The following is a 17,732-nucleotide window of genomic DNA, read 5'->3' as shown; positions in this document are numbered from 1 at the left end:
ATATATTCTCTCCCTCTGTGTACTCTGCGTACTAATAAGGTTAAATCATTCCGATGCAAGCGGAAACGATATCATATCAAATCCTCTCTTCACCGGAATAGTAAATTAACTGTTGACTGTTGACTGTTAACTGTTAACTGTTAACATCATGTATGAATGCAACCGGAATTGATATCAATTCCTCACTACGAACCTTTTTTGTTGCGATCGTAGACAGAACATGACAACGTACCCAAAATCAGCAACGCCCTTATTTTAGATCCAACAATCCGCTAGTTTTCAACTTGGGATTAAACCGGATTTCTTCAGTTACACCGCGAGCTTTGAGCAGCGATAAAATTTGATTTTCCACCCGGCGCGCTACATTTTTTAACAATTTATCTTTGGCAAGTTCATCAGCAACAATACCTTCATAATTTGCCACTTCTTGGGCTGTCATCACGGTTTTGGTGTCGATGGGATCGTTCCACTTGGCTGCATCGGCACCGTTTCCCTGGGGCTGCGAGCCGTTTTCAGCAATCCAACTCGATCGGATGTTTTCGAGTATAGTGCGGTTTGGGCGATCGATAATTTGGACTTTCAGCCAGTAGCAATATTCGGTTTGGCGTACCAAATGCTGTTTCAGGCTGAGGTAAGTATCGCGAGAATAGCCGACAAATTGCAGAATTTTATCGCTGTCAAAAATCGCATAAACGCCAATTTTTCCCTGGACAAAATCGGGCAATTTTCCCTCGGAGTCAATGTAGGGAATGAATTCTAAGCTAGCGAGAGGCTGAATGTCTTCTGTCATCCGATTTTAGATTTTAGATTTTAGATTTTAGATTAAACCACAAATTAACCGACCTTTACCTAATTCCTAAAAACGCGATAAACTGCACAGAGGCGGCTGGGTTTAAATATTTTGGCTTGAAACATGAAATTGGGCGGGACGTTGACGATCGCAAAATCCCTCGATTGGTGATACTGTTCAAATTCTGCAGGCATTCCCTTCGGCGTGTCGCTGCTGTAGGGCACTGGCTGAAAAAGTAACTCCGCAAACTCAAGGCGCGAACACTGTAATTGCAGCGCTATTTGTTGGAGAAAGCTTTCACCAGTCAACAAACCGAACAGTAGAGCTTTAGCATCCGGTTCGAGGACAAAACTGTTATCGTAGCTTTCAATAATCTTGAGACCCATTTTCTATATACTCCTGACAGACACCGGCGCATTCTGAATTTTACCCGAAAGCGGCGATCGGCAAAAGGTCAGTTAAAATATCACAGTCTCGAATTTTTAAGAAATAGCCCGGATTTATTTGCCGATCGCTTTTATCATGTCCGTATCGAAAACGAATCATCTACCAGACAACGACTACAAGTCTATGCAGAAAATCGAAAACGCATCACTCCCAGCTTTGAGAATTTCCCCAAACCAGCCGGATTGGCTAGAATTGGCAGAATACGCCTCTATTGCCGGTTCAGCGATTGGCACGATTGCTGCGGGATTGTCGGGCCAAATTCTCTACGCGGCCGCCCCCTTAACCGCAGCGATATCGCTGAATATAGCCAATCGCCAGCGTTTTGAGCAACAAATGCAACAAAAGGCAAATTCTGCGATCGCGGAGGTACAGGCCGCAGCAGCAGGTCGATCGCAGCAAGTTCAGTTGCTACCTGGAGAACCAGCAGAACTTTACACGGCAGTATCCGACTTGAAACAAAAAATCCTCAGTTTGGAATCGAGTGCTATCAGCGACTTGCAAGCAGCCGTAGCATCCCTAGAACGAGCGCAGGCGCTACCTGCTGATTCTCAAGATCTCTACACCATCCTGTCGGATTTGCGAGAAAACCTCCGCATCTTGGAAAATAGCGCCCTCAGAGAGGATGATTGGCAAAATGTCAACGTCCGATTTTTATTGATGGACGAAAAGTTAACTGAGGTGAGAACTATTACAGCTCAGTTGCAGGAGCGATCGAGCGATGTAGAATTGAATGAAATCCAAGGTTCTCCGAAGCAATTGCAGCATTTGCTCGATCGACCGGCAATAGACGCAGGGGCAATGCAAACCGAGATTAAGCATTTGCACGAGCAAGTTTCCGAGTTGCAGCGGCAAAATCAAGAAATTGTCAAGCCTTATTTGCAGCGTTTGACTCGCGCCGTCAAAAAACTCAGTCAGTAGTCAGTAGTCAGTAGTCAGTAGTCATTAGTCATTAGTCAGTAGTCAGTAGTCATTAGTCATTAGTTATTTGTTGGTTGTTATTTGTGGTTTTTTTCTAGGTTTTTTGTGAGTAGTTGGGGAGCACAACCAATAACCAATTCCCCATTCCCTGCGCGGGCCGATGCCCAATTCCCAATTCCCAATTCCCAATTCCCCATTCCCCATTCCCAATTCCCCATTCCCAATTCCCAATTCCCAATTCCCCATTCCCAATTCCCAATTCCCAATTCCCAATTCCCAATTCCCAATTCCCCATTCCCAATTCCCAATTCCCAATTCCCCATTCCCCCATTCCCCCATTACCCATGACTAAATATTTGCCAAGCTTGCCAGAAAACATAAATCGATAGAATTGCCAAGAGCGATCGAAAAGCTAAACTAATAATGCGATCGGGCAATCTCGGCAAAAACCGCGTACTGATTTGCGCCCCCAACAAACCGCCGCCGCCTAGAATCAACCCCACAACCCACAAAACATTCCCGCGCGCCGCGTGTCCCGCCGTCGCCGAAATAGCAGTGATGACGATTACACCCAAGCTGGTTTGAATGGCAGTTTTAATGCTTTCTCCTAACAGCAAAATTTGCAGGGGAACCATAATCACGCCACCGCCTACGCCGAACAAACCCGCTAATAAACCCGCCGCACTGCCGGTAGCAATTTTAGCAAAAGCTGGATTGCTTAAAATATTTGAATTATTGGGTAATTGGGAATTGGGGATTGGGGATTGGGGATTGGTTGCCGCTTGCGCGATCGGATCGTCTTCCCCTTTTCCTTCGCCTTTCCCATTCGCTGTTATGTGCTTGCGAACCTCAATTAAATAAATATTTAACCACAATAACAAGCCAAAAGAAACTAACAATAAATAAGGCGGAAATATCCCAGCCAAATAAGCACCGATTTGTGCTGTAATGACGGCTGGAAAACCGATGCCAGCGACTTTACTCATGCTGAGGTAGCCCATGCGCCTATTCTGGATGCTGCCAGAAATAGCTGTAATGGCGATCGACAAACCGCTAGTAGCAACCGCTTGCACCGGGGCGTACTTGAGAGCCACCAACAAAGGCACCAGCACCGTACCGCCACCGATACCCAAAAAACCCGCTAAAATTCCGGCAAAAAGTCCAGATGCAACTAAAATCAATAATTCACTAATAGTCATTAGTTATTAGTCAGTAGTCAGTAGTCAGTGGTCAGTGGTCAGTAGTCAGTGGTCAGTAGTTAGTAGTTAGTAGTCAACAGTTAACAGTCAACAGTTAACAGTCAACAGTTAACAGTCAACAGTTAACAGTCAACAGTTAACAATCAAATTTTAAGAATCATTAGTTGTGCCGTCGGGCATAATTGCCCGCCTCAAATCTGTATCGCGTAAGTTAGTTCGATTCAGATTAGCATCAATCAAAACCGCTTCCACCAAAACAGCCCCGCTAAAATTAGACCAGCACAGCTTCGCCCGGTACAAATTAGCACCGCTCAAATTAGCCTCGCGCAGGGTTGACCAACTCACATTGGCAACTCTCAAATTAGCATTGCTCAGATTAGCATTGCTCAGATTAGATCCAACCATCGTTACTTCGCGCAAGTCTGCACCAGTCAAGTTAGCCCCGCTGAGCATTGCTCCGCTCAAAATTGCCTTAGTTAAGTTAGCTCTTTCTAACAGCGCATCGCTGAGGATGGCATTTGTCAGGTTTACCGCTTTGAGAGTTGACCAACTCAAATTGGCCTTCATCAAATTAATGCGAATCATGCTAGCGTCGGTTAAGTTGGCCGCAAACAAATTCGCTTCGGTAAAGTTGGCTTCCGTCAAATTAGCTTCAGTCAAATTAGCCTTGGTCATGTTGACTTCTCTCGCCATTGAGCCGCGCAGGTTGGCTCCCATCAGGTTTGCCCCGCTGAGATTGGCGCGGCTCAAATCGGTACCGATCAGATTTGCTTCGGTGAGGTTGGCTTCCGTCATGTCCACCCCTGCCAATTTCACCTCGCGCAAGTTCGCTCCCGTCAGGTTAGCGCCCTTGAGATTTGCGTCTTGGAAATTCGCTCTGGTAAAATTAGCCTCGCTAAGGTTTACCCCTTTTAAGTCGGCCCCGGCGAGGTTAATCTCTCGAAAAATTCTTTCTCCGGCCGCATATTGCCTCAGAATTCGATCGGCCTCCATGTCATTCGCCTCGCAATTTTTTTCAAACGTTAGAGTGATGGGTGTTACCACATCATCCCAGATAACCACGGTATTCACGCCACACGGTGCAGTATCGGCAGAATCTTTGCACTCTGCTTTCCTGGCACTGCTGTGCGAATCTATTCTAGATGGCCTCACAAATGTCAGCGCTTCTGAGAGAATCAAAAATAGGGTAAAGATATCAGCAGTCAGCAGTCAATACCATTTTTGATTTTCCATTGGCGATTAGAGATGCGAATGACTGACTGGATATAGGTTTGGGAGTTGTACGCAGTTGTCTTTTTTTTGGGAAACTGGTATCAGAACAACTGACTGCTGACTGTTTTTCCCACCACTGACAAAGGATGTTTGAGAATGCCTGAAAATTTGAGAAGCCAAGCTGTGACTGGAGGCGTACAGCGCGCGCCCAACCGAGCAATGCTGCGGGCCGTCGGTTTTGGCGACGGCGATTTCACTAAGCCCATTGTGGGAATTGCCAACGGCTACAGCACGATTACGCCCTGCAATATGGGATTGAACGACCTGGCTTTGCGGGCTATTGCCAGCGCAAAAGAAGCCGGCGCGATGCCGCAGATGTTCGGTACGATTACGATCAGCGACGGGATCTCGATGGGAACTGAAGGGATGAAATATTCTCTGGTGTCGAGAGATGTAATTGCTGATTCGATAGAAACTGTTTGCAACGGCCAAAGTATGGACGGTGTGCTGGCTGTGGGCGGTTGCGACAAGAATATGCCGGGGGCGATGATTGCGATCGCCCGCATGAACATTCCTGCTATTTTTGTTTACGGCGGCACGATCAAACCCGGACACCACAACGGACGCGATTTAACCGTTGTCAGCGTTTTTGAAGCAGTCGGTCAATTCAGCGCCGACAAAATTGATGAAACAGAGCTCACCGCAGTAGAAAAAAAAGCTTGTCCGGGTGCCGGCTCCTGCGGCGGAATGTACACGGCAAATACGATGTCGAGCGCTTTTGAAGCGATGGGCATGAGCTTGCCCTATTCTTCGACAATGGCTGCTGAGGATGCCGAAAAAGCTGACAGCGCTGCCGAATCTGCCACAGTTTTGGTGGAAGCGATCCGCAAACAGTTGTTGCCGAGCCAAATTTTGACACGCAAGGCCTTTGAAAATGCGATCGCGGTAATTATGGCGATCGGCGGTTCAACCAACGCTGTGCTGCATTTATTGGCGATTTCCAATGCGATCGGCGTTGAACTGTCCCTCGACGATTTTGAAACAATTCGAGCCAAAGTTCCCGTGCTGTGCGACCTCAAACCAAGTGGCAAATACGTAGCCGTCGATTTGCACAAAGCCGGCGGCATTCCTCTAGTAATGAAAATGCTGCTAGAACAGGGTTTGCTCCACGGCGACGCCCTAACAATTAGCGGCAAAACTGTTGCTGAAGTGTTGGCAGATATTCCCATCGAACCCCGAACCGACCAAGACGTAATTCGCCCTTGGAACAACCCGATGTACGCCCAAGGACATTTAGCAATTTTGAGGGGAAATCTGGCAACAGAAGGAGCCGTTGCTAAAATTACTGGCGTTAAAAAACCGCAAATTACCGGCCCGGCCCGCGTATTTGAATCTGAAGAAAATTGTTTGGATGCAATTTTAGCGGGCAAAATTCAAGCCGGAGATGTGATTATCATCCGCTACGAAGGGCCCAAAGGCGGGCCGGGAATGCGCGAAATGTTAGCACCAACTTCGGCAATTATTGGCGCAGGTTTGGGCGATTCTGTGGGTTTAATTACTGACGGCCGCTTCTCTGGCGGAACTTACGGCATGGTGGTAGGTCACGTTGCACCAGAAGCGCAAGTTGGAGGCACAATTGCTTTAGTAAAAGAGGGCGATTCGATTACGATTGATGCTAAGAATCGGTTGTTGCAGCTCAATGTTGCTGATGCAGAATTAGAGCAGCGCCGAGCAGCTTGGCAAGCTCCTCAACCTCGCTATACTAGGGGCGTTTTGGCTAAATACGCTAAATTGGTTTCTTCTAGCAGTGTTGGTGCTGTGACTGATTTGGGTTTGGGTTAATTTGGAGTTTTTGTAACCGCAGATGAAGGCAGATATCTGCGGTTACAAAATCCTAAGTTAACGGCGCTGATTCAAAAAGCGGCTAGCCATCGACATGGCGTCAGTAATATCTACGTCGCCGTCTCCATCGGCATCTAAAAACGTATTCAAAACGGGATTTTGGCCTTGGGCTGGATTATTTTGAGCGTTGCCGCCGGTTTGCAGCAAATTCAGCAGGATCGGCACTAAAACAGGTATCATTGCTTGCACTGTTGTGTTATTTAAACCGGTTCTTTGGGCGATATCGGCGATTATTTGCGTTAGTTGACCGGCTCCGAACAAACTCTGTACTGCTTGCGGATTGGGATTTGTGCCGCTAAATTGGTTGACAACTTGTTGAGCTTGTGCTTCTCCCGACTGCGATCGCACGTCTTGCAATGCCGATCGCACGTATCCGCCCAAAACCGACATCGCCAACTGAGTCGTACCCGCATCTACGCCCTGGTTGCCGCTCAACTGCTCTACCGCACCGATAATGTTGCCCAACTGATTGGAACTTGCTTGTTGGTTGGGATTGTCGATCGCGTTCAAAATTTGGTCAAATAGTCCCATAATTTTTGCTCCTTGCCGTATTTGTTCCACTCTAGATTAACCGATCGCCAATTGCCAAATTCCCCATTACAGAACTTATATCAAGTTCGGGTAATTACTTATAATATCCGACCGAGACGGGTTGACTAAATTGTTGGTTTTAGGCAATTATTGACAGGTTAACCCAATTGCCAATAACTAATGACTGCTATAGCAATCTTAAATCATTTGAAAAATCCTACGCAAGCAAGATGCTTACACTAAAAATATTCGAGTCTAAATCGATTTTGCTGCTGATTTACGGCTGCCATAAATAATGATACCAAATCTAGGTAATATACCTCCTTTATGATTGAACCGCGAAGACGCAAAGAACGCGAAGAGAAGAGGAAACAGAAGAGTCAGAAGATAAAGGGGGTGGCAAACTCTGATTTGGTATGACTGCTGACTAATGACTACTAAGAGGGCGGGCACGCACCATCCACCGCCCCTACCAACTGACTACTGACTACTGACTACTGACTACTGACTATTGACTAATGACTACTGACTACTAATGTTTGATCGGTAGGGCGATCGCAAATTCTGTTCCCCTTCCCACCTCCGACCAACAGTTAATCGTCCCGCCGTGTTTCTTGACAATAATTTCGCGGCCGATTGCCAATCCCAAACCAGTACCGACACCCCTCGGTTTAGTCGTAAAGAACGTTTCAAACATTCTTTCTTGACTGGCCGCAGGTATCCCCGTACCGTTATCGGAAATTCGCACTACCACAGAGTCGTCGTCCAAGTATTCTGTAGTGATTGAAATTTTCGGCGAAAAACTAGATGTTTCTGCTTGCTTTGACTCAAAATTAGATTGTTTTTTCGCCTCTTCATAGCTAATTTTTTCAAGTTTTGCTTTCTCTTCCACAGCATCTAGTGCATTGCTGATCAGGTTGACAAACACCTGGTAAAGCAAACCCATATAGCCTTCAATTTTTGGGATTTTCCCGTAATTTCGTACCACTTCAACGCCCTGTTTGACACGGCTGTTGAGAATCAGCAAACTGCTATCTATGCAGGCGTGTAAATCGACTGGCTGAGGCGCTGTATCGTCGAGGCGAGAAAAATCTTTCAAACTCAAGATAATGGCTTTGGCTCTTTCAGCACCCACTTGCATTGAGTTAAATATTTTCATCAAATCTTCTTGGAGAAAATCGAGGTCTATGGCTTCTGCTTTGGCGGTGACAGCAGCAGGCGGGTTGGGTATTTCTGTTTCGTAAGTTTTGAGCAAATCTAAAATATCTTCAACGTAAGTTTTTGCTGGATCGATGTTGGCATAGATAAAATTGATTGGGTTGTTAACTTCGTGAGCAACACCGGCCAGCATCCTCCCCAAAGTTGCCATTTTCTCATTTTGAAGGATATGAATTTCTTGCTCAGATTTCAATTCTTCTAGCAAGTTATTTACTTTCTGAATCAGTTGGTTGAACGAAGCTGCTAATACTCCCACTTCATCGGTGCTAGTAACTGGTACTTGCAACTGAAAATTAGATTCTTCGGTGACTCGCTGCGCTATTTTGGTGACAGCGGCGAGGGGTTTGGCGATCGCCCGACTGGTGAAGCTCGCCAGCAGTGCTGCAATTACGATCGACAGTGCCATGCTACCAAAAATTATTTGCACCCGCAGTGTCTGCGCTCTGAGCAGGGCTTCCCGTGCTGCATTTTCTTGCTCTTGGGCGCGATCGATAATTGCTCCTAAATCATTAGTCGCTTTCTCTAATTTCAACCCAATTTTATTTCGCTCTAAATTCAACAGCAACTTGCGTTTCACACTTGTTTGAGCTAGCGAATTTGGCATTTTACTAATTTGAACGTTAACTGTTTCTAGCTGCTGAATGTAATTTGAAATAAGCGAATTATAACTTTTTATAAAAGCCTGTAAGCCTGCTGCCTGTTCCATCTCTTTCTGATTTTTAACTTCAGATAGCGACAACTTCAAAATGTAGATATTATTTTGTAGCTGTTGGTATTTGCTGTCAAAAATTTCGGGCTTTTCTATCCCGTAAATCAATCGCTGTTGGCTGTTTTGCGTCCGCAGCAAAGCCACCTGCAACTTATTTAAAAGCTGACTTTCTCGATCGATGTGTAGTTGATTGTTAGTTCTGCGATAGTAATGATTCCCCGCCAGCATCCCGATAGTCGTGCCCCCAATCGCAACACAAAGAGCCAATGCGTAGCCGCGGCTGATTTTGTCGCTAATACTGAGGTTTCCGAAGGAGCGGGCTATTTGAGCAAAATAATTAAGCTTTGGTGGGTGGCTCTGTTTGATTTTATAGTCGAAAGATGTAGGAAGTTCTTGTGAAGCCTGTTTGTGATGTTTGAGCTGCATAGATGCGAACCTGTGAATAATTCACGCACTGAGAATTAAGTCTAACTTAACTCGCGGATCATTAGAAAGTACCGCATCGATACTTAATATAAAGTTTTTGTAAATAAAGACGCTCTTAGCCTGCCTAATAAACCCGGTTTCTCGTTTCCGCTTTCGGAGCTTCCAGGAGGCACTGCCGTTAAAAAACCTGGTTTCTGTGTACTTAATGTCAGATTTGTTTGTTAATAAAAAAGTATGGCTAAACTGGCGATCGAATAAATCACCGCATAAATAAGTAGGTAGATGCAAATAAACCAGTCTACCGTTCGGGCGGGTGATAAGCTGTAGCTAAGTTATCGTGCAAGCTACAATTGCAGCAAGAGGGCGTTAGCGAAGCCCTCGAAGAGGATCGCACTTGTCCGTCCCGCTGGCGCTCAAATCCCCGCAAATCGGGATTTGCAGACTAAGCAGTGCGATCGGGCACTCGATCGGTTCCGAATTATCATCACAATGTAAGAATCAAAGTATAACCCTTTTATTTGCCGCCCCCTCATGCCTTTGCCGCGCCTGTTAACCTTAATTGCTGCTTTCTGCCTCACCCTGGGGCTGATTATTGGCCTGATAAGTTCCTTGACAGGGCTTTACAGTCAAGTTGCGCTGTCTGCTTCTCCGTTGCTGGCTAATTTGCTGATTTTCCTAATAATTATACTTTTGGGAACGCTAATTTTTGCGCTGTTTTATTATTTTAAGCTGCTGCAACGTCCGGGAAAAGTCAAGGGAAAACGGGCGATTAATCCGAAGGTTCCTGTTGTCAAAAGTGAGGCTGCTTCGGAAAATCTTCAAGCAATTAGGCAGCAAGTCGATCGCATTCAAGATGAAGTAGCGCGGCAAGCTTTGCTGTTGAGAGCCCGCGAAATTGAAGCTAACATGGCCCGCGGCAATGTTCGGATCGTGGTTTTCGGCACCGGTTCTGCGGGGAAAACTTCGGCTGTCAATGCGTTGGTGGGGCGGATGGCGGGAGAGGTGGGCGCGCCGATGGGAACTACGGAAGTTGGAGAAACTTACACTCTTTCATTGAAAGGAATCGATCGCGAATTAGCAATTACTGATACCCCAGGCATCTTGGAAGCGGGAGTAGCGGGGACTTACAGAGAGGAATTGGCACGTCAGTTGGCGGCCCGGGCAGATTTGATCTTATTTGTTTTGGACGGCGATTTGCGTAAATCTGAGTACGAACCGCTGCGGACTTTGGCAGAAATTGGCAAAAGGTCGATCGTGGTTTTTAATAAAGTTGACCTTTATCCCGACAGCGACAGAGACGAAATTCTCGATCGGCTGCGGCTGCGAGTCAAAGGTTTTGTATCAGCAATGGATGTAGTTGCAATTAGCGCCAACCCGCAAAAATTTGTACTAGAAAGCGGCACAATATTTCAACCAGACCCGGATATGATGCCATTAATTCGGCGCATCGCAGCAATTTTGCGAGCCGAAGGCGAAGACTTAATTGCCGACAATATTTTGTTGCAATCTCAGCACTTGGGAGACCAAGCGCGCAAGTTAATTGACGCTCAAAGACGGCGCGCCGCTGATAAAGTAGTAGAGCGATTTCAGTGGATCGGAGCCGGAGTAATTGCCGTCACGCCTTTGCCCGTTGTGGATTTGTTAGCGACAGCAGCAGTTAACGCTCAAATGGTAGTAGAAATTGCCAAGATTTACGGCTGCGAATTAAATATCGATCGCGCCAAAGAATTGGCATTGTCTCTGGCAAAAACTCTAGCAAGTTTGGGAATAGTAGAAGGCGTAATTCAAGTAGTTTCAAGGGCGCTGCAATTAAGCGTAGCTGGGTTTGTGCTCGGCAAAGCAATTCAAGCAGTCAGCGCCGCTTATTTAACCAGAATTGCCGGGAAAAGTTTTATTGAATATTTCCGACACGACCAAGATTGGGGCGACGGCGGCATCGCCGAAGTCGTGCAAAGGCAGTTTCAGTTAAACCGGAAAGACGAGTTTGTCAAAGCATTTGTCAAAGATGCGATCGCCCGCGTTGTCGAACCTCTGAACATTTATCAGCAACAAGAAGTGGAACCCGAATTAGAAATGCCAGCAGAAGTGGAACCAGAACTATTGTATAAGCAGCAAGGCGATGATTGGGAAATCAACAGCAACAAGCGCCAAGATGACTGGTAAAACGTAAATCCTGCAGGGGCGGGTTCACCAACAATCTTTGATTCAGACAAATAATCTACATCAACCCGCCCCCACCACGCGACAGAATTAGATCGCGCGTGCGGAATGCGAGTCCGCTCTATAATGCAGTATTAATTCAACTTAAGATTTGTTTAAATTTAGAATTTATGCCCTGGTGCGTCGAAATCGGGTTTATTCACGAAAACATTTGATTGCAGCAGGTCAAAAAGAGCAAAAATAATTAATTTCAGAGGGCGGGAGTACACCGTCAATTTGAATTTATCCTAATTTTTCAGGCACGGGGAAAGCTTTGGTTAAAACTTTATATTTAGGGAAAATTTGATCGCCCTCCGCGTAGATTTATCGGCAAGTTGATGCACTGCTAGCGGCCAGTTTTAAAACTAAAAAGCACCCACCAGTCCGACGGCTGCTGCAATTTGTACTACACTCAAAGACGAGGGGGACAGTTGACAGCGGTATTTTCCCCTAATTTTTGACTGTAGCCAGATTCAAAAGTGCGATCGACCTCGCGGGAGATTGAGAAATCAGCGTGATTTTTTAATCAGATGTTCTGGGAGTCTCCGGTGCCGCATTTTATTAAGAAATTTTACAATAATTTTACACGTTGGGGAGAATCCGGGGGGTTCAAGTCAAACTATGCAATTAGCGATCGGATCGAACCGAATTTTGATAAGATTTAAGGTTGATAAAAAATTTGCTATTGTCCGTCGGGGTAAAAACAATGAGCGATCGACCAATCATTCTCGGTATTGTCGGAGACAGCGCAGCGGGAAAAACCACCCTGACGCGGGGAATTGCCCAAGTATTGGGGCCAGAAAATGTCACGATAATTTGCACGGACGACTATCATAGGTACGACAGAAAGCAGCGGGCAGAAATCGGGATTACAGCACTGCATCCTGACTGCAATTATCTAGACATCATGCAGCAGCACCTGGGCCTGTTGCGTACCGGACAAGCAATTCTTAAACCTATTTACAACCACGACTCAGGTACATTCGATCCGCCGGAATACATCCAGCCCAATAAATTTGTAATAGTTGAAGGTTTGCTTGGTTACTCAACTCGTGCAATCCGCGATGCTTACGATGTAAAAGTGTATCTCGCTCCCCCAGAAGAGTTGCGAACTCAGTGGAAAGTTAAGCGCGATACCATGAAGCGCGGTTATACTGATGAACAGGTGCTTGCAGAAATGAAAAAGCGGGAAAATGATTCAGAAGATTTTATTCGTCCCCAGCGTAAGTTTGCCGATGTTGTAGTTAGTTTTTACCTACCTCAAGAGGACAATGAAGTAAATTTGAACGTCCGTTTAGTGCTGAGACCGACAATTCCTCACCCGGATTTTACTGAGATTTTAGCCCGAGGCAGCGATAATTTTAAACCTGCAATTCGCCTAGGACTCGATCGCGATATGGGCAAACCGGTTGACGTGTTGGAAGTAGACTCCCACGCTACTAACGAACAAGTAAACGAACTGGAAAAGATTTTGTGCAACGAAATGCCGCACCTGCGGGGATTTTGCAGCGCCCAAGGCAACCCGGAAATTGGCAAACTAATCGGGACAACTGGTGAAGTTCTGCAAAGTTACCCGCTAGCTTTGACGCAGTTGCTAGTTTCATATCACATGATGAAAGCAATCCATTTGTATTAGTTAGTTGGTGGTTGGTTAGTTGTTATTTGTTAGTTGTTAGTTGTTGTTTGTTATTATTTTGCTAGTTGGTTCTAATTCCGAATTACCAATTACCACTAACTACTGCCAACTAACTACTGCCAACTAACTACTGCCAACTAACTACTGCCAACTAACTAATGACTAATGTACTAACAAATTCAGATTAAAAGTCGCTAATTGCTGAAGCTGCATTGAGAATGGCAATTGACTTTGAGGTGCGGGTAACATTTCGCCTCGGAAGTCGAGGAGGGTAACGAGTAGCAGGTAGGCAACTGCTAAGACTATAGAAATCACGCCGGTGATAATAGCAATAATTTTTGAACGTTCCATATTCAGTAAAAATCAATGGCAGGTAGTATTAGTTTAACATTAAAAAGAGCAATTCAGTAAATCCACCTAATTCAATATAAAATACGGGCTATTAAAAAGCTTGTTGTGTGTATCTTTTTCTGCCTTCTTCATTCCTTCTTCCTTCTTCCTTCTTCCTTCTTCCTTCTTCCTTCTTCGTGATGACTAATGACTGATGACTAATGACTCTCTGTAATGCAATAGAATATAATCAGATGCTGCTTATTTAGATGACGAAAATGGAACCTCTTATAGATGCGCCAACTTCCACCGAGATGCCCGGAGCTACCCCTGTGGTGGAAATATTCAATCTGGGGAAGTTCTACCGTACCGGCTTCTGGATGAACGAAAAAATAGAATCGCTCAAAAGTTGCACTCTGACTGTCTCTGAGGGGGAAACTTTCGGGTTGTTAGGGCAGAATGGAGCGGGGAAAACTACGCTGCTGAAGGCTTTGCTGGGGATAGTGCGGCCGACTTCTGGCAGGGGGCTGCTGTTGGGGAGGCCTTTGGGCGATCGCAACGTGAAGCGGCGAGTCGGTTATTTGCCAGAAAATCCCTACTTTTACGATTATCTCACGGGCTGGGAATTCTTGCAATTTGCGGCGGGCTTGTTTGAAATTCCCCGCTCGATTCAGCGGCAGCGAATTCCGCATTTGTTGGACTTAGTTGGGCTATCTCAATCGGCGGCAATCAAAAAACAGTTGCGCCAGTATTCTAAGGGAATGCTGCAACGGATCGGCATGGCTCAAGCTTTGATTAACAATCCAGATGTGGTATTTTTGGATGAGCCGATGTCTGGTTTAGATCCGATGGGGCGCTATCAGATGCGGGAGATAATTTTATCGCTTAAAAATCAAGGAAAAACGATTTTTTTTAATTCGCACGTACTGTCGGATGTGGAGAAGATTTGCGATCGGGTGGCAATTTTGGCTCGCGGTGAGTTAATCTGCATTGGTGCGATCGACGAACTTCTGGGAAATACTAAAACTTACCGGGTTGAAGGTAGGGGCGGCCACTTGAATATCCTCAAAAAATGGATACCGGATATGGAAGTTGATAATGATTTGTGGTACGGGCATTTGCAGGGCGAGCCGAAGGAGTTTATTTCTAGTCTGAGCGCGACGGGAGGGCAGCTAATTGGGATGAATTTGGCTAAGCCTTCTTTGGAAGAGTTTTTTATGCAGCAACTGCAAGAAAGAGGCATTTATTCGAGCAGTTGAAGTTGATAAAATCGGCGGTTGAAACCGGGCGGTTGAAACCGCGTCTACACAAACGAAGTCCGCCTTCGCGGACTAAGAAAACGGGCAAGATGCCCGTTCCACAAGAGGTTAATTTTCTTGTGGGGTGGGCATATTTTCCGTGTCTGAAAGGCTAATATTTTTTACTTCCTTTAACAATAGCCACTGTAAATTTCCACACGCCAACTCTGCACAATTCCACTGTCGCAAATATTCACAAACTTTAGAAATAATCGCATTTGCCGTATCTAATTTTTCTGCTTTGGAGGCATGATAATGCGCTCTGATTAAGGGCTGAATATCCTCGATATCTTGCCATTCCGATTCTGGTTTCAGGGGAATACTCATATAATAATTATAAGCTTGGTTGTGGGCGGTACAGATTAAGGATTGTCGAGGATTGTGAAATGATTTCTCTGGCTGTCAGCTAGGTTGGACGGTGCATCTGGTGACGGTGCATCTGGTGACGGTGCATCTGGCGGGCGATCGGGCATACAGCTTATCTGCTCTTGGGAGAAATGTAAAGTTTTGTAACAAAATAGGGCGCTCTGCATAAAAAGCAGAGGAAGGCCCTGATAGATATTTAGGAAAGCTTGCTAGGCGGGCTTTGCTGGTTTTGACGCAACTATATTTTTGAGGAGATGGGATGATGACGAATTTTAGCTTAGGGCAAACGATTGATGGAAGTTTGAGCAGCACCGATCCTCAAAATCATCAAAGATTAGGTATAGCGAGAAATCCCGTTGAGGGAATTGGGCTACAAGTTAAAAACTTTATTAGGCGTTGGCCTTACCGCTGTAAGAGTTTTGCTTCAGTTAAACGATTGGTGGAGATTTTCTTCAAATATCAACTTTTTAATTCTCCTGACTTCAAAAAGTATGATGCTTTTGCCAAACTGATTTAGAGTCGCTATGTTCACACAAGTAATAGTTAGATTCAAAAAAAATCCTCTTCAAGCAAGCTTTTTTGCTGCAAAATTACTGAGTTTAATCTAAACAATATTAAACTCAATTAAAGCAACTGACAAAGTTGCAAGTCCATAATTTCCCATTTTCCAAATAGCTAAAGGTAGATCATGTCACACAAAATCTCTGAAACTCCGAAAGCGATCGCATTTATCGATACTGCTGTCCCTAATTGGAAGACTCTAGTTGACGGCGTTACCCCTGGAACAGAAGTAATCCTGCTGGATTCTAACCGCAACGGGGTAGAACAAATTGCTCAAAAACTGCGGGGCGGTAACTTCTCAGCAGTTCACGTTGTATCCCACGGCGCTGTCGGTTCTCTGCAACTTGGCAATACGGTGTTGACTTTGGATACATTGAGCGATTCCACTCCAAGCAATATCATAAACGAAGAAAACCGGGGTGTAGTGTCTCTTTCCCCCTCCCGAAATTGCGACTTTGTGATGTGGGTAAAGGAATGGGCAAAAGGGCTGGCAAGTAATGCTGAGATTCTTTTGTATGGCTGCAACGTAGCAAAGGGAGATTTGGGTGCTGCTTTCGCACAGCGGTTGAGTCAGCTAACAGGGGCTAATGTGGCAGCTTCTACGAGTCTGACTGGTAGTGCCCAGAAAGGCGGCGACTGGGAATTGGGGTATGCCACTGGGGCGATGGATGCCTCTTTGGCGTTTGGGCCACAGGTGCAAGAGGCTTACCAAGGGATTTTGGCGATTAAAGTTACTTACGATGCAGTATTTCCTCCGCAAGCTAAAAATTCTTTTGATTACGCGGTTAATATCTGGAACCGACTCATCGACACCTCGAAAGTAGATGTAGTAATTGACGCAACTTGGGAAACTGTAACTGGTTTTTTGGCAAAAGGAGGAGGCTCTAGCACAGCAAACTTTACGGGCGCACCGTTAACAAATACTACTTATCGAATGGCGTTAGCCAACCAATTAGCAGGGACGGATTTAAATGGAAGTTCCCCTGATATTACCGTCAGTGTTAACAACAATCCCAGCGCTAGTTCGCCGGGAATTTCTTGGTACTTTGGAACCGATGCTAATCCCGGTGCTAATCAAACGGATTTGGTTAGTACACTCCTCCATGAAATTGCTCACGGAATGGGATTCGCTGACTCTTTTGTGTACAATACAGGCAATCAACAGGGCAGTTTGGTTAGTGCCAGTAACTATCCCAGAATCTACGACAAATTTATTGAGAATAGTTCAGGTCAAAAAATCACTGACACAGCGCTGTTTCCCCTGCCTTCTGTCGCACTAGGAAACCAGCTAATCAGCAATAACCTGTTCTTCAATGGCCCGAAAGCTGTCGCAGCAAATGGCGGCAGCAAACTTAAAATTTACGCACCTAACATTTTTAACGACGGTGCAAGCATCGCTCACCTAGACGAAGCCACCTATGGAGATGGCACTAATTCGTTGATGACAAACGTTCGAGGTTTGGGAGTAGCTATCCATGACCCTGGGCCTCTTACACTTGGCATACTGGAAGATATAGGTTGGAAATTAAATGCTGACTTGGGGGTAACTGTCACGGTGGACAACCCCGCACCCAAAGAAGGGGATGTCATTACCTACACTGTCAGTGCAAAAAATGTGGCACTAGGCAATGATGCTGCCAATATCAAGTTGACAAGTTTGTTACCTACAACTCTCAGTCTTACAAGCAATACTCCAACCCAAGGCACTTACGATCCTGTAACAGGTGTTTGGGATGTGGGCAAGTTAGCGGTTAATGATACTACCTCGTTGACTCTCAAAGCTACAGTCAATCCTGGTAGTGGTGGGCAAACTATTAGTAACACAGTCGCGATCGCTGCTGCGGATCGCAATGACCCTGATATTACGAACAATAATGCGAAAGTTGACATCGCTGTAGCTCCGACTCCAACAACTCCGACTCCAACAACTCCGACTCCAACAACTCCGACTCCAACAACTCCGACTCCAACAACTCCGACTCCAACAACT

General features: G+C 45.6%; 16 protein-coding genes. 7 read left to right on the top strand and 9 right to left on the bottom strand.

Annotated features, from left to right (window positions below; genetic code table 11):
• Positions 1-250: 250 nt before the first annotated feature.
• Both QUB13_RS19660 and QUB13_RS19655 read right to left on the bottom strand, forming a co-directional pair.
• Positions 251-790 (bottom strand): GIY-YIG nuclease family protein, encoded by a 540-nt coding sequence (locus QUB13_RS19660; protein WP_333383691.1) that lies wholly within the window; start codon positions 788-790, stop codon positions 251-253.
• Positions 791-849: 59 nt separating this feature from the next.
• Entirely contained in the window at positions 850-1,176 is a 327-nt protein-coding gene (locus tag QUB13_RS19655) for a hypothetical protein (RefSeq protein WP_333092324.1), read from the bottom strand.
• A gap of 136 nt (positions 1,177-1,312) precedes the next feature.
• Here QUB13_RS19655 and QUB13_RS19650 point away from each other — a divergent pair, with 136 nt between their 5' ends.
• The gene (locus tag QUB13_RS19650) at positions 1,313-2,155 is read left to right on the top strand and encodes a hypothetical protein (RefSeq protein WP_333383687.1); all 843 of its coding nucleotides are present in this window, start codon (positions 1,313-1,315) and stop codon (positions 2,153-2,155) included.
• Between the two features lie 94 nt (positions 2,156-2,249).
• Here QUB13_RS19650 and QUB13_RS19645 read toward each other — a convergent pair whose 3' ends face one another.
• The 3 genes from QUB13_RS19645 to QUB13_RS19635 form a co-directional block, all read right to left on the bottom strand.
• Positions 2,250-2,501 carry a hypothetical protein gene (locus tag QUB13_RS19645; protein WP_333383685.1) on the bottom strand — a complete coding sequence of 84 codons (252 nt, stop codon included), beginning with the start codon at positions 2,499-2,501 and terminating at the stop codon, positions 2,250-2,252.
• Positions 2,494-3,354, bottom strand: coding sequence for a sulfite exporter TauE/SafE family protein (locus tag QUB13_RS19640; protein WP_333383682.1), 861 nt, complete (start codon positions 3,352-3,354; stop codon positions 2,494-2,496). The genes QUB13_RS19645 and QUB13_RS19640 overlap by 8 nt, the downstream gene beginning before the upstream one ends.
• Before the next feature lie 150 nt (positions 3,355-3,504).
• Positions 3,505-4,347: a pentapeptide repeat-containing protein gene (locus QUB13_RS19635; protein WP_333383807.1), complete on the bottom strand. Its 843-nt coding sequence runs from the start codon at positions 4,345-4,347 to the stop codon at positions 3,505-3,507.
• Positions 4,348-4,722: 375 nt separating this feature from the next.
• On the opposite strand from QUB13_RS19635, the gene ilvD reads away from it, so the two are divergent.
• Positions 4,723-6,408, top strand: coding sequence for a dihydroxy-acid dehydratase (gene ilvD, locus QUB13_RS19630; RefSeq protein WP_333383679.1), 1,686 nt, complete (start codon positions 4,723-4,725; stop codon positions 6,406-6,408).
• 57 nt (positions 6,409-6,465) lie between these two features.
• On the opposite strand, the gene QUB13_RS19625 is transcribed toward ilvD, so the two are convergent.
• Positions 6,466-6,999 (bottom strand): hypothetical protein, encoded by a 534-nt coding sequence (locus QUB13_RS19625; RefSeq protein WP_333383677.1) that lies wholly within the window; start codon positions 6,997-6,999, stop codon positions 6,466-6,468.
• Between the two features lie 532 nt (positions 7,000-7,531).
• Complete coding sequence (locus QUB13_RS19620) at positions 7,532-9,352, bottom strand: sensor histidine kinase (RefSeq protein ID WP_333383674.1); 1,821 nt, start codon at positions 9,350-9,352, stop codon at positions 7,532-7,534.
• 531 nt (positions 9,353-9,883) lie between these two features.
• Between QUB13_RS19620 and QUB13_RS19615 the strand changes: the two genes are divergently transcribed.
• Positions 9,884-11,515, top strand: coding sequence for a YcjF family protein (locus QUB13_RS19615; protein WP_333383673.1), 1,632 nt, complete (start codon positions 9,884-9,886; stop codon positions 11,513-11,515).
• A gap of 742 nt (positions 11,516-12,257) precedes the next feature.
• The gene (locus QUB13_RS19610; protein ID WP_333383672.1) at positions 12,258-13,187 is read left to right on the top strand and encodes a phosphoribulokinase; all 930 of its coding nucleotides are present in this window, start codon (positions 12,258-12,260) and stop codon (positions 13,185-13,187) included.
• 162 nt (positions 13,188-13,349) lie between these two features.
• Here QUB13_RS19610 and QUB13_RS19605 read toward each other — a convergent pair whose 3' ends face one another.
• Positions 13,350-13,538, bottom strand: coding sequence for a hypothetical protein (locus QUB13_RS19605; RefSeq protein WP_194070604.1), 189 nt, complete (start codon positions 13,536-13,538; stop codon positions 13,350-13,352).
• Positions 13,539-13,795: 257 nt separating this feature from the next.
• Between QUB13_RS19605 and QUB13_RS19600 the strand changes: the two genes are divergently transcribed.
• Complete coding sequence (locus QUB13_RS19600) at positions 13,796-14,776, top strand: ABC transporter ATP-binding protein (RefSeq protein ID WP_442921575.1); 981 nt, start codon at positions 13,796-13,798, stop codon at positions 14,774-14,776.
• A gap of 108 nt (positions 14,777-14,884) precedes the next feature.
• On the opposite strand, the gene QUB13_RS19595 is transcribed toward QUB13_RS19600, so the two are convergent.
• Complete coding sequence (locus QUB13_RS19595) at positions 14,885-15,142, bottom strand: hypothetical protein (RefSeq protein ID WP_333383669.1); 258 nt, start codon at positions 15,140-15,142, stop codon at positions 14,885-14,887.
• Between the two features lie 298 nt (positions 15,143-15,440).
• Between QUB13_RS19595 and QUB13_RS19590 the strand changes: the two genes are divergently transcribed.
• On the top strand, positions 15,441-15,698 hold the full coding sequence (locus QUB13_RS19590; RefSeq protein WP_333383666.1) for a hypothetical protein: 258 nt from the start codon (positions 15,441-15,443) through the stop codon (positions 15,696-15,698).
• Positions 15,699-15,869: 171 nt separating this feature from the next.
• Positions 15,870-17,732: DUF4347 domain-containing protein (locus QUB13_RS19585; protein ID WP_333383663.1), on the top strand; the 1,863-nt coding region annotated here is incomplete at its 3' end.

The sequence above is a fragment of the Microcoleus sp. B4-D4 genome (assembly GCF_036705185.1).
Taxonomy (GTDB): domain Bacteria; phylum Cyanobacteriota; class Cyanobacteriia; order Cyanobacteriales; family Microcoleaceae; genus Microcoleus.
Note: the sequence above shows the minus strand (reverse complement) of the source record. Positions and strands in the feature narration are given on the sequence as shown.

Bases quoted from the DNA above. Each gene is read 5' to 3' on its own strand.
- QUB13_RS19660 (WP_333383691.1), bottom strand. From the start codon at position 790: ATGACAGAAGACATTCAGCCTCTCGCTAGCTTAGAATTCATTCCCTAC.
- QUB13_RS19655 (WP_333092324.1), bottom strand. From the start codon at position 1,176: ATGGGTCTCAAGATTATTGAAAGCTACGATAACAGTTTTGTCCTCGAA.
- QUB13_RS19650 (WP_333383687.1), top strand. From the start codon at position 1,313: ATGTCCGTATCGAAAACGAATCATCTACCAGACAACGACTACAAGTCT.
- QUB13_RS19645 (WP_333383685.1), bottom strand. From the start codon at position 2,501: ATGGGTAATGGGGGAATGGGGGAATGGGGAATTGGGAATTGGGAATTG.
- QUB13_RS19640 (WP_333383682.1), bottom strand. From the start codon at position 3,354: ATGACTATTAGTGAATTATTGATTTTAGTTGCATCTGGACTTTTTGCC.
- QUB13_RS19635 (WP_333383807.1), bottom strand. From the start codon at position 4,347: ATGGAGGCCGATCGAATTCTGAGGCAATATGCGGCCGGAGAAAGAATT.
- ilvD (WP_333383679.1), top strand. From the start codon at position 4,723: ATGCCTGAAAATTTGAGAAGCCAAGCTGTGACTGGAGGCGTACAGCGC.
- QUB13_RS19625 (WP_333383677.1), bottom strand. From the start codon at position 6,999: ATGGGACTATTTGACCAAATTTTGAACGCGATCGACAATCCCAACCAA.
- QUB13_RS19620 (WP_333383674.1), bottom strand. From the start codon at position 9,352: ATGCAGCTCAAACATCACAAACAGGCTTCACAAGAACTTCCTACATCT.
- QUB13_RS19615 (WP_333383673.1), top strand. From the start codon at position 9,884: ATGCCTTTGCCGCGCCTGTTAACCTTAATTGCTGCTTTCTGCCTCACC.
- QUB13_RS19610 (WP_333383672.1), top strand. From the start codon at position 12,258: ATGAGCGATCGACCAATCATTCTCGGTATTGTCGGAGACAGCGCAGCG.
- QUB13_RS19605 (WP_194070604.1), bottom strand. From the start codon at position 13,538: ATGGAACGTTCAAAAATTATTGCTATTATCACCGGCGTGATTTCTATA.
- QUB13_RS19600 (WP_442921575.1), top strand. From the start codon at position 13,796: ATGGAACCTCTTATAGATGCGCCAACTTCCACCGAGATGCCCGGAGCT.
- QUB13_RS19595 (WP_333383669.1), bottom strand. From the start codon at position 15,142: ATGAGTATTCCCCTGAAACCAGAATCGGAATGGCAAGATATCGAGGAT.
- QUB13_RS19590 (WP_333383666.1), top strand. From the start codon at position 15,441: ATGATGACGAATTTTAGCTTAGGGCAAACGATTGATGGAAGTTTGAGC.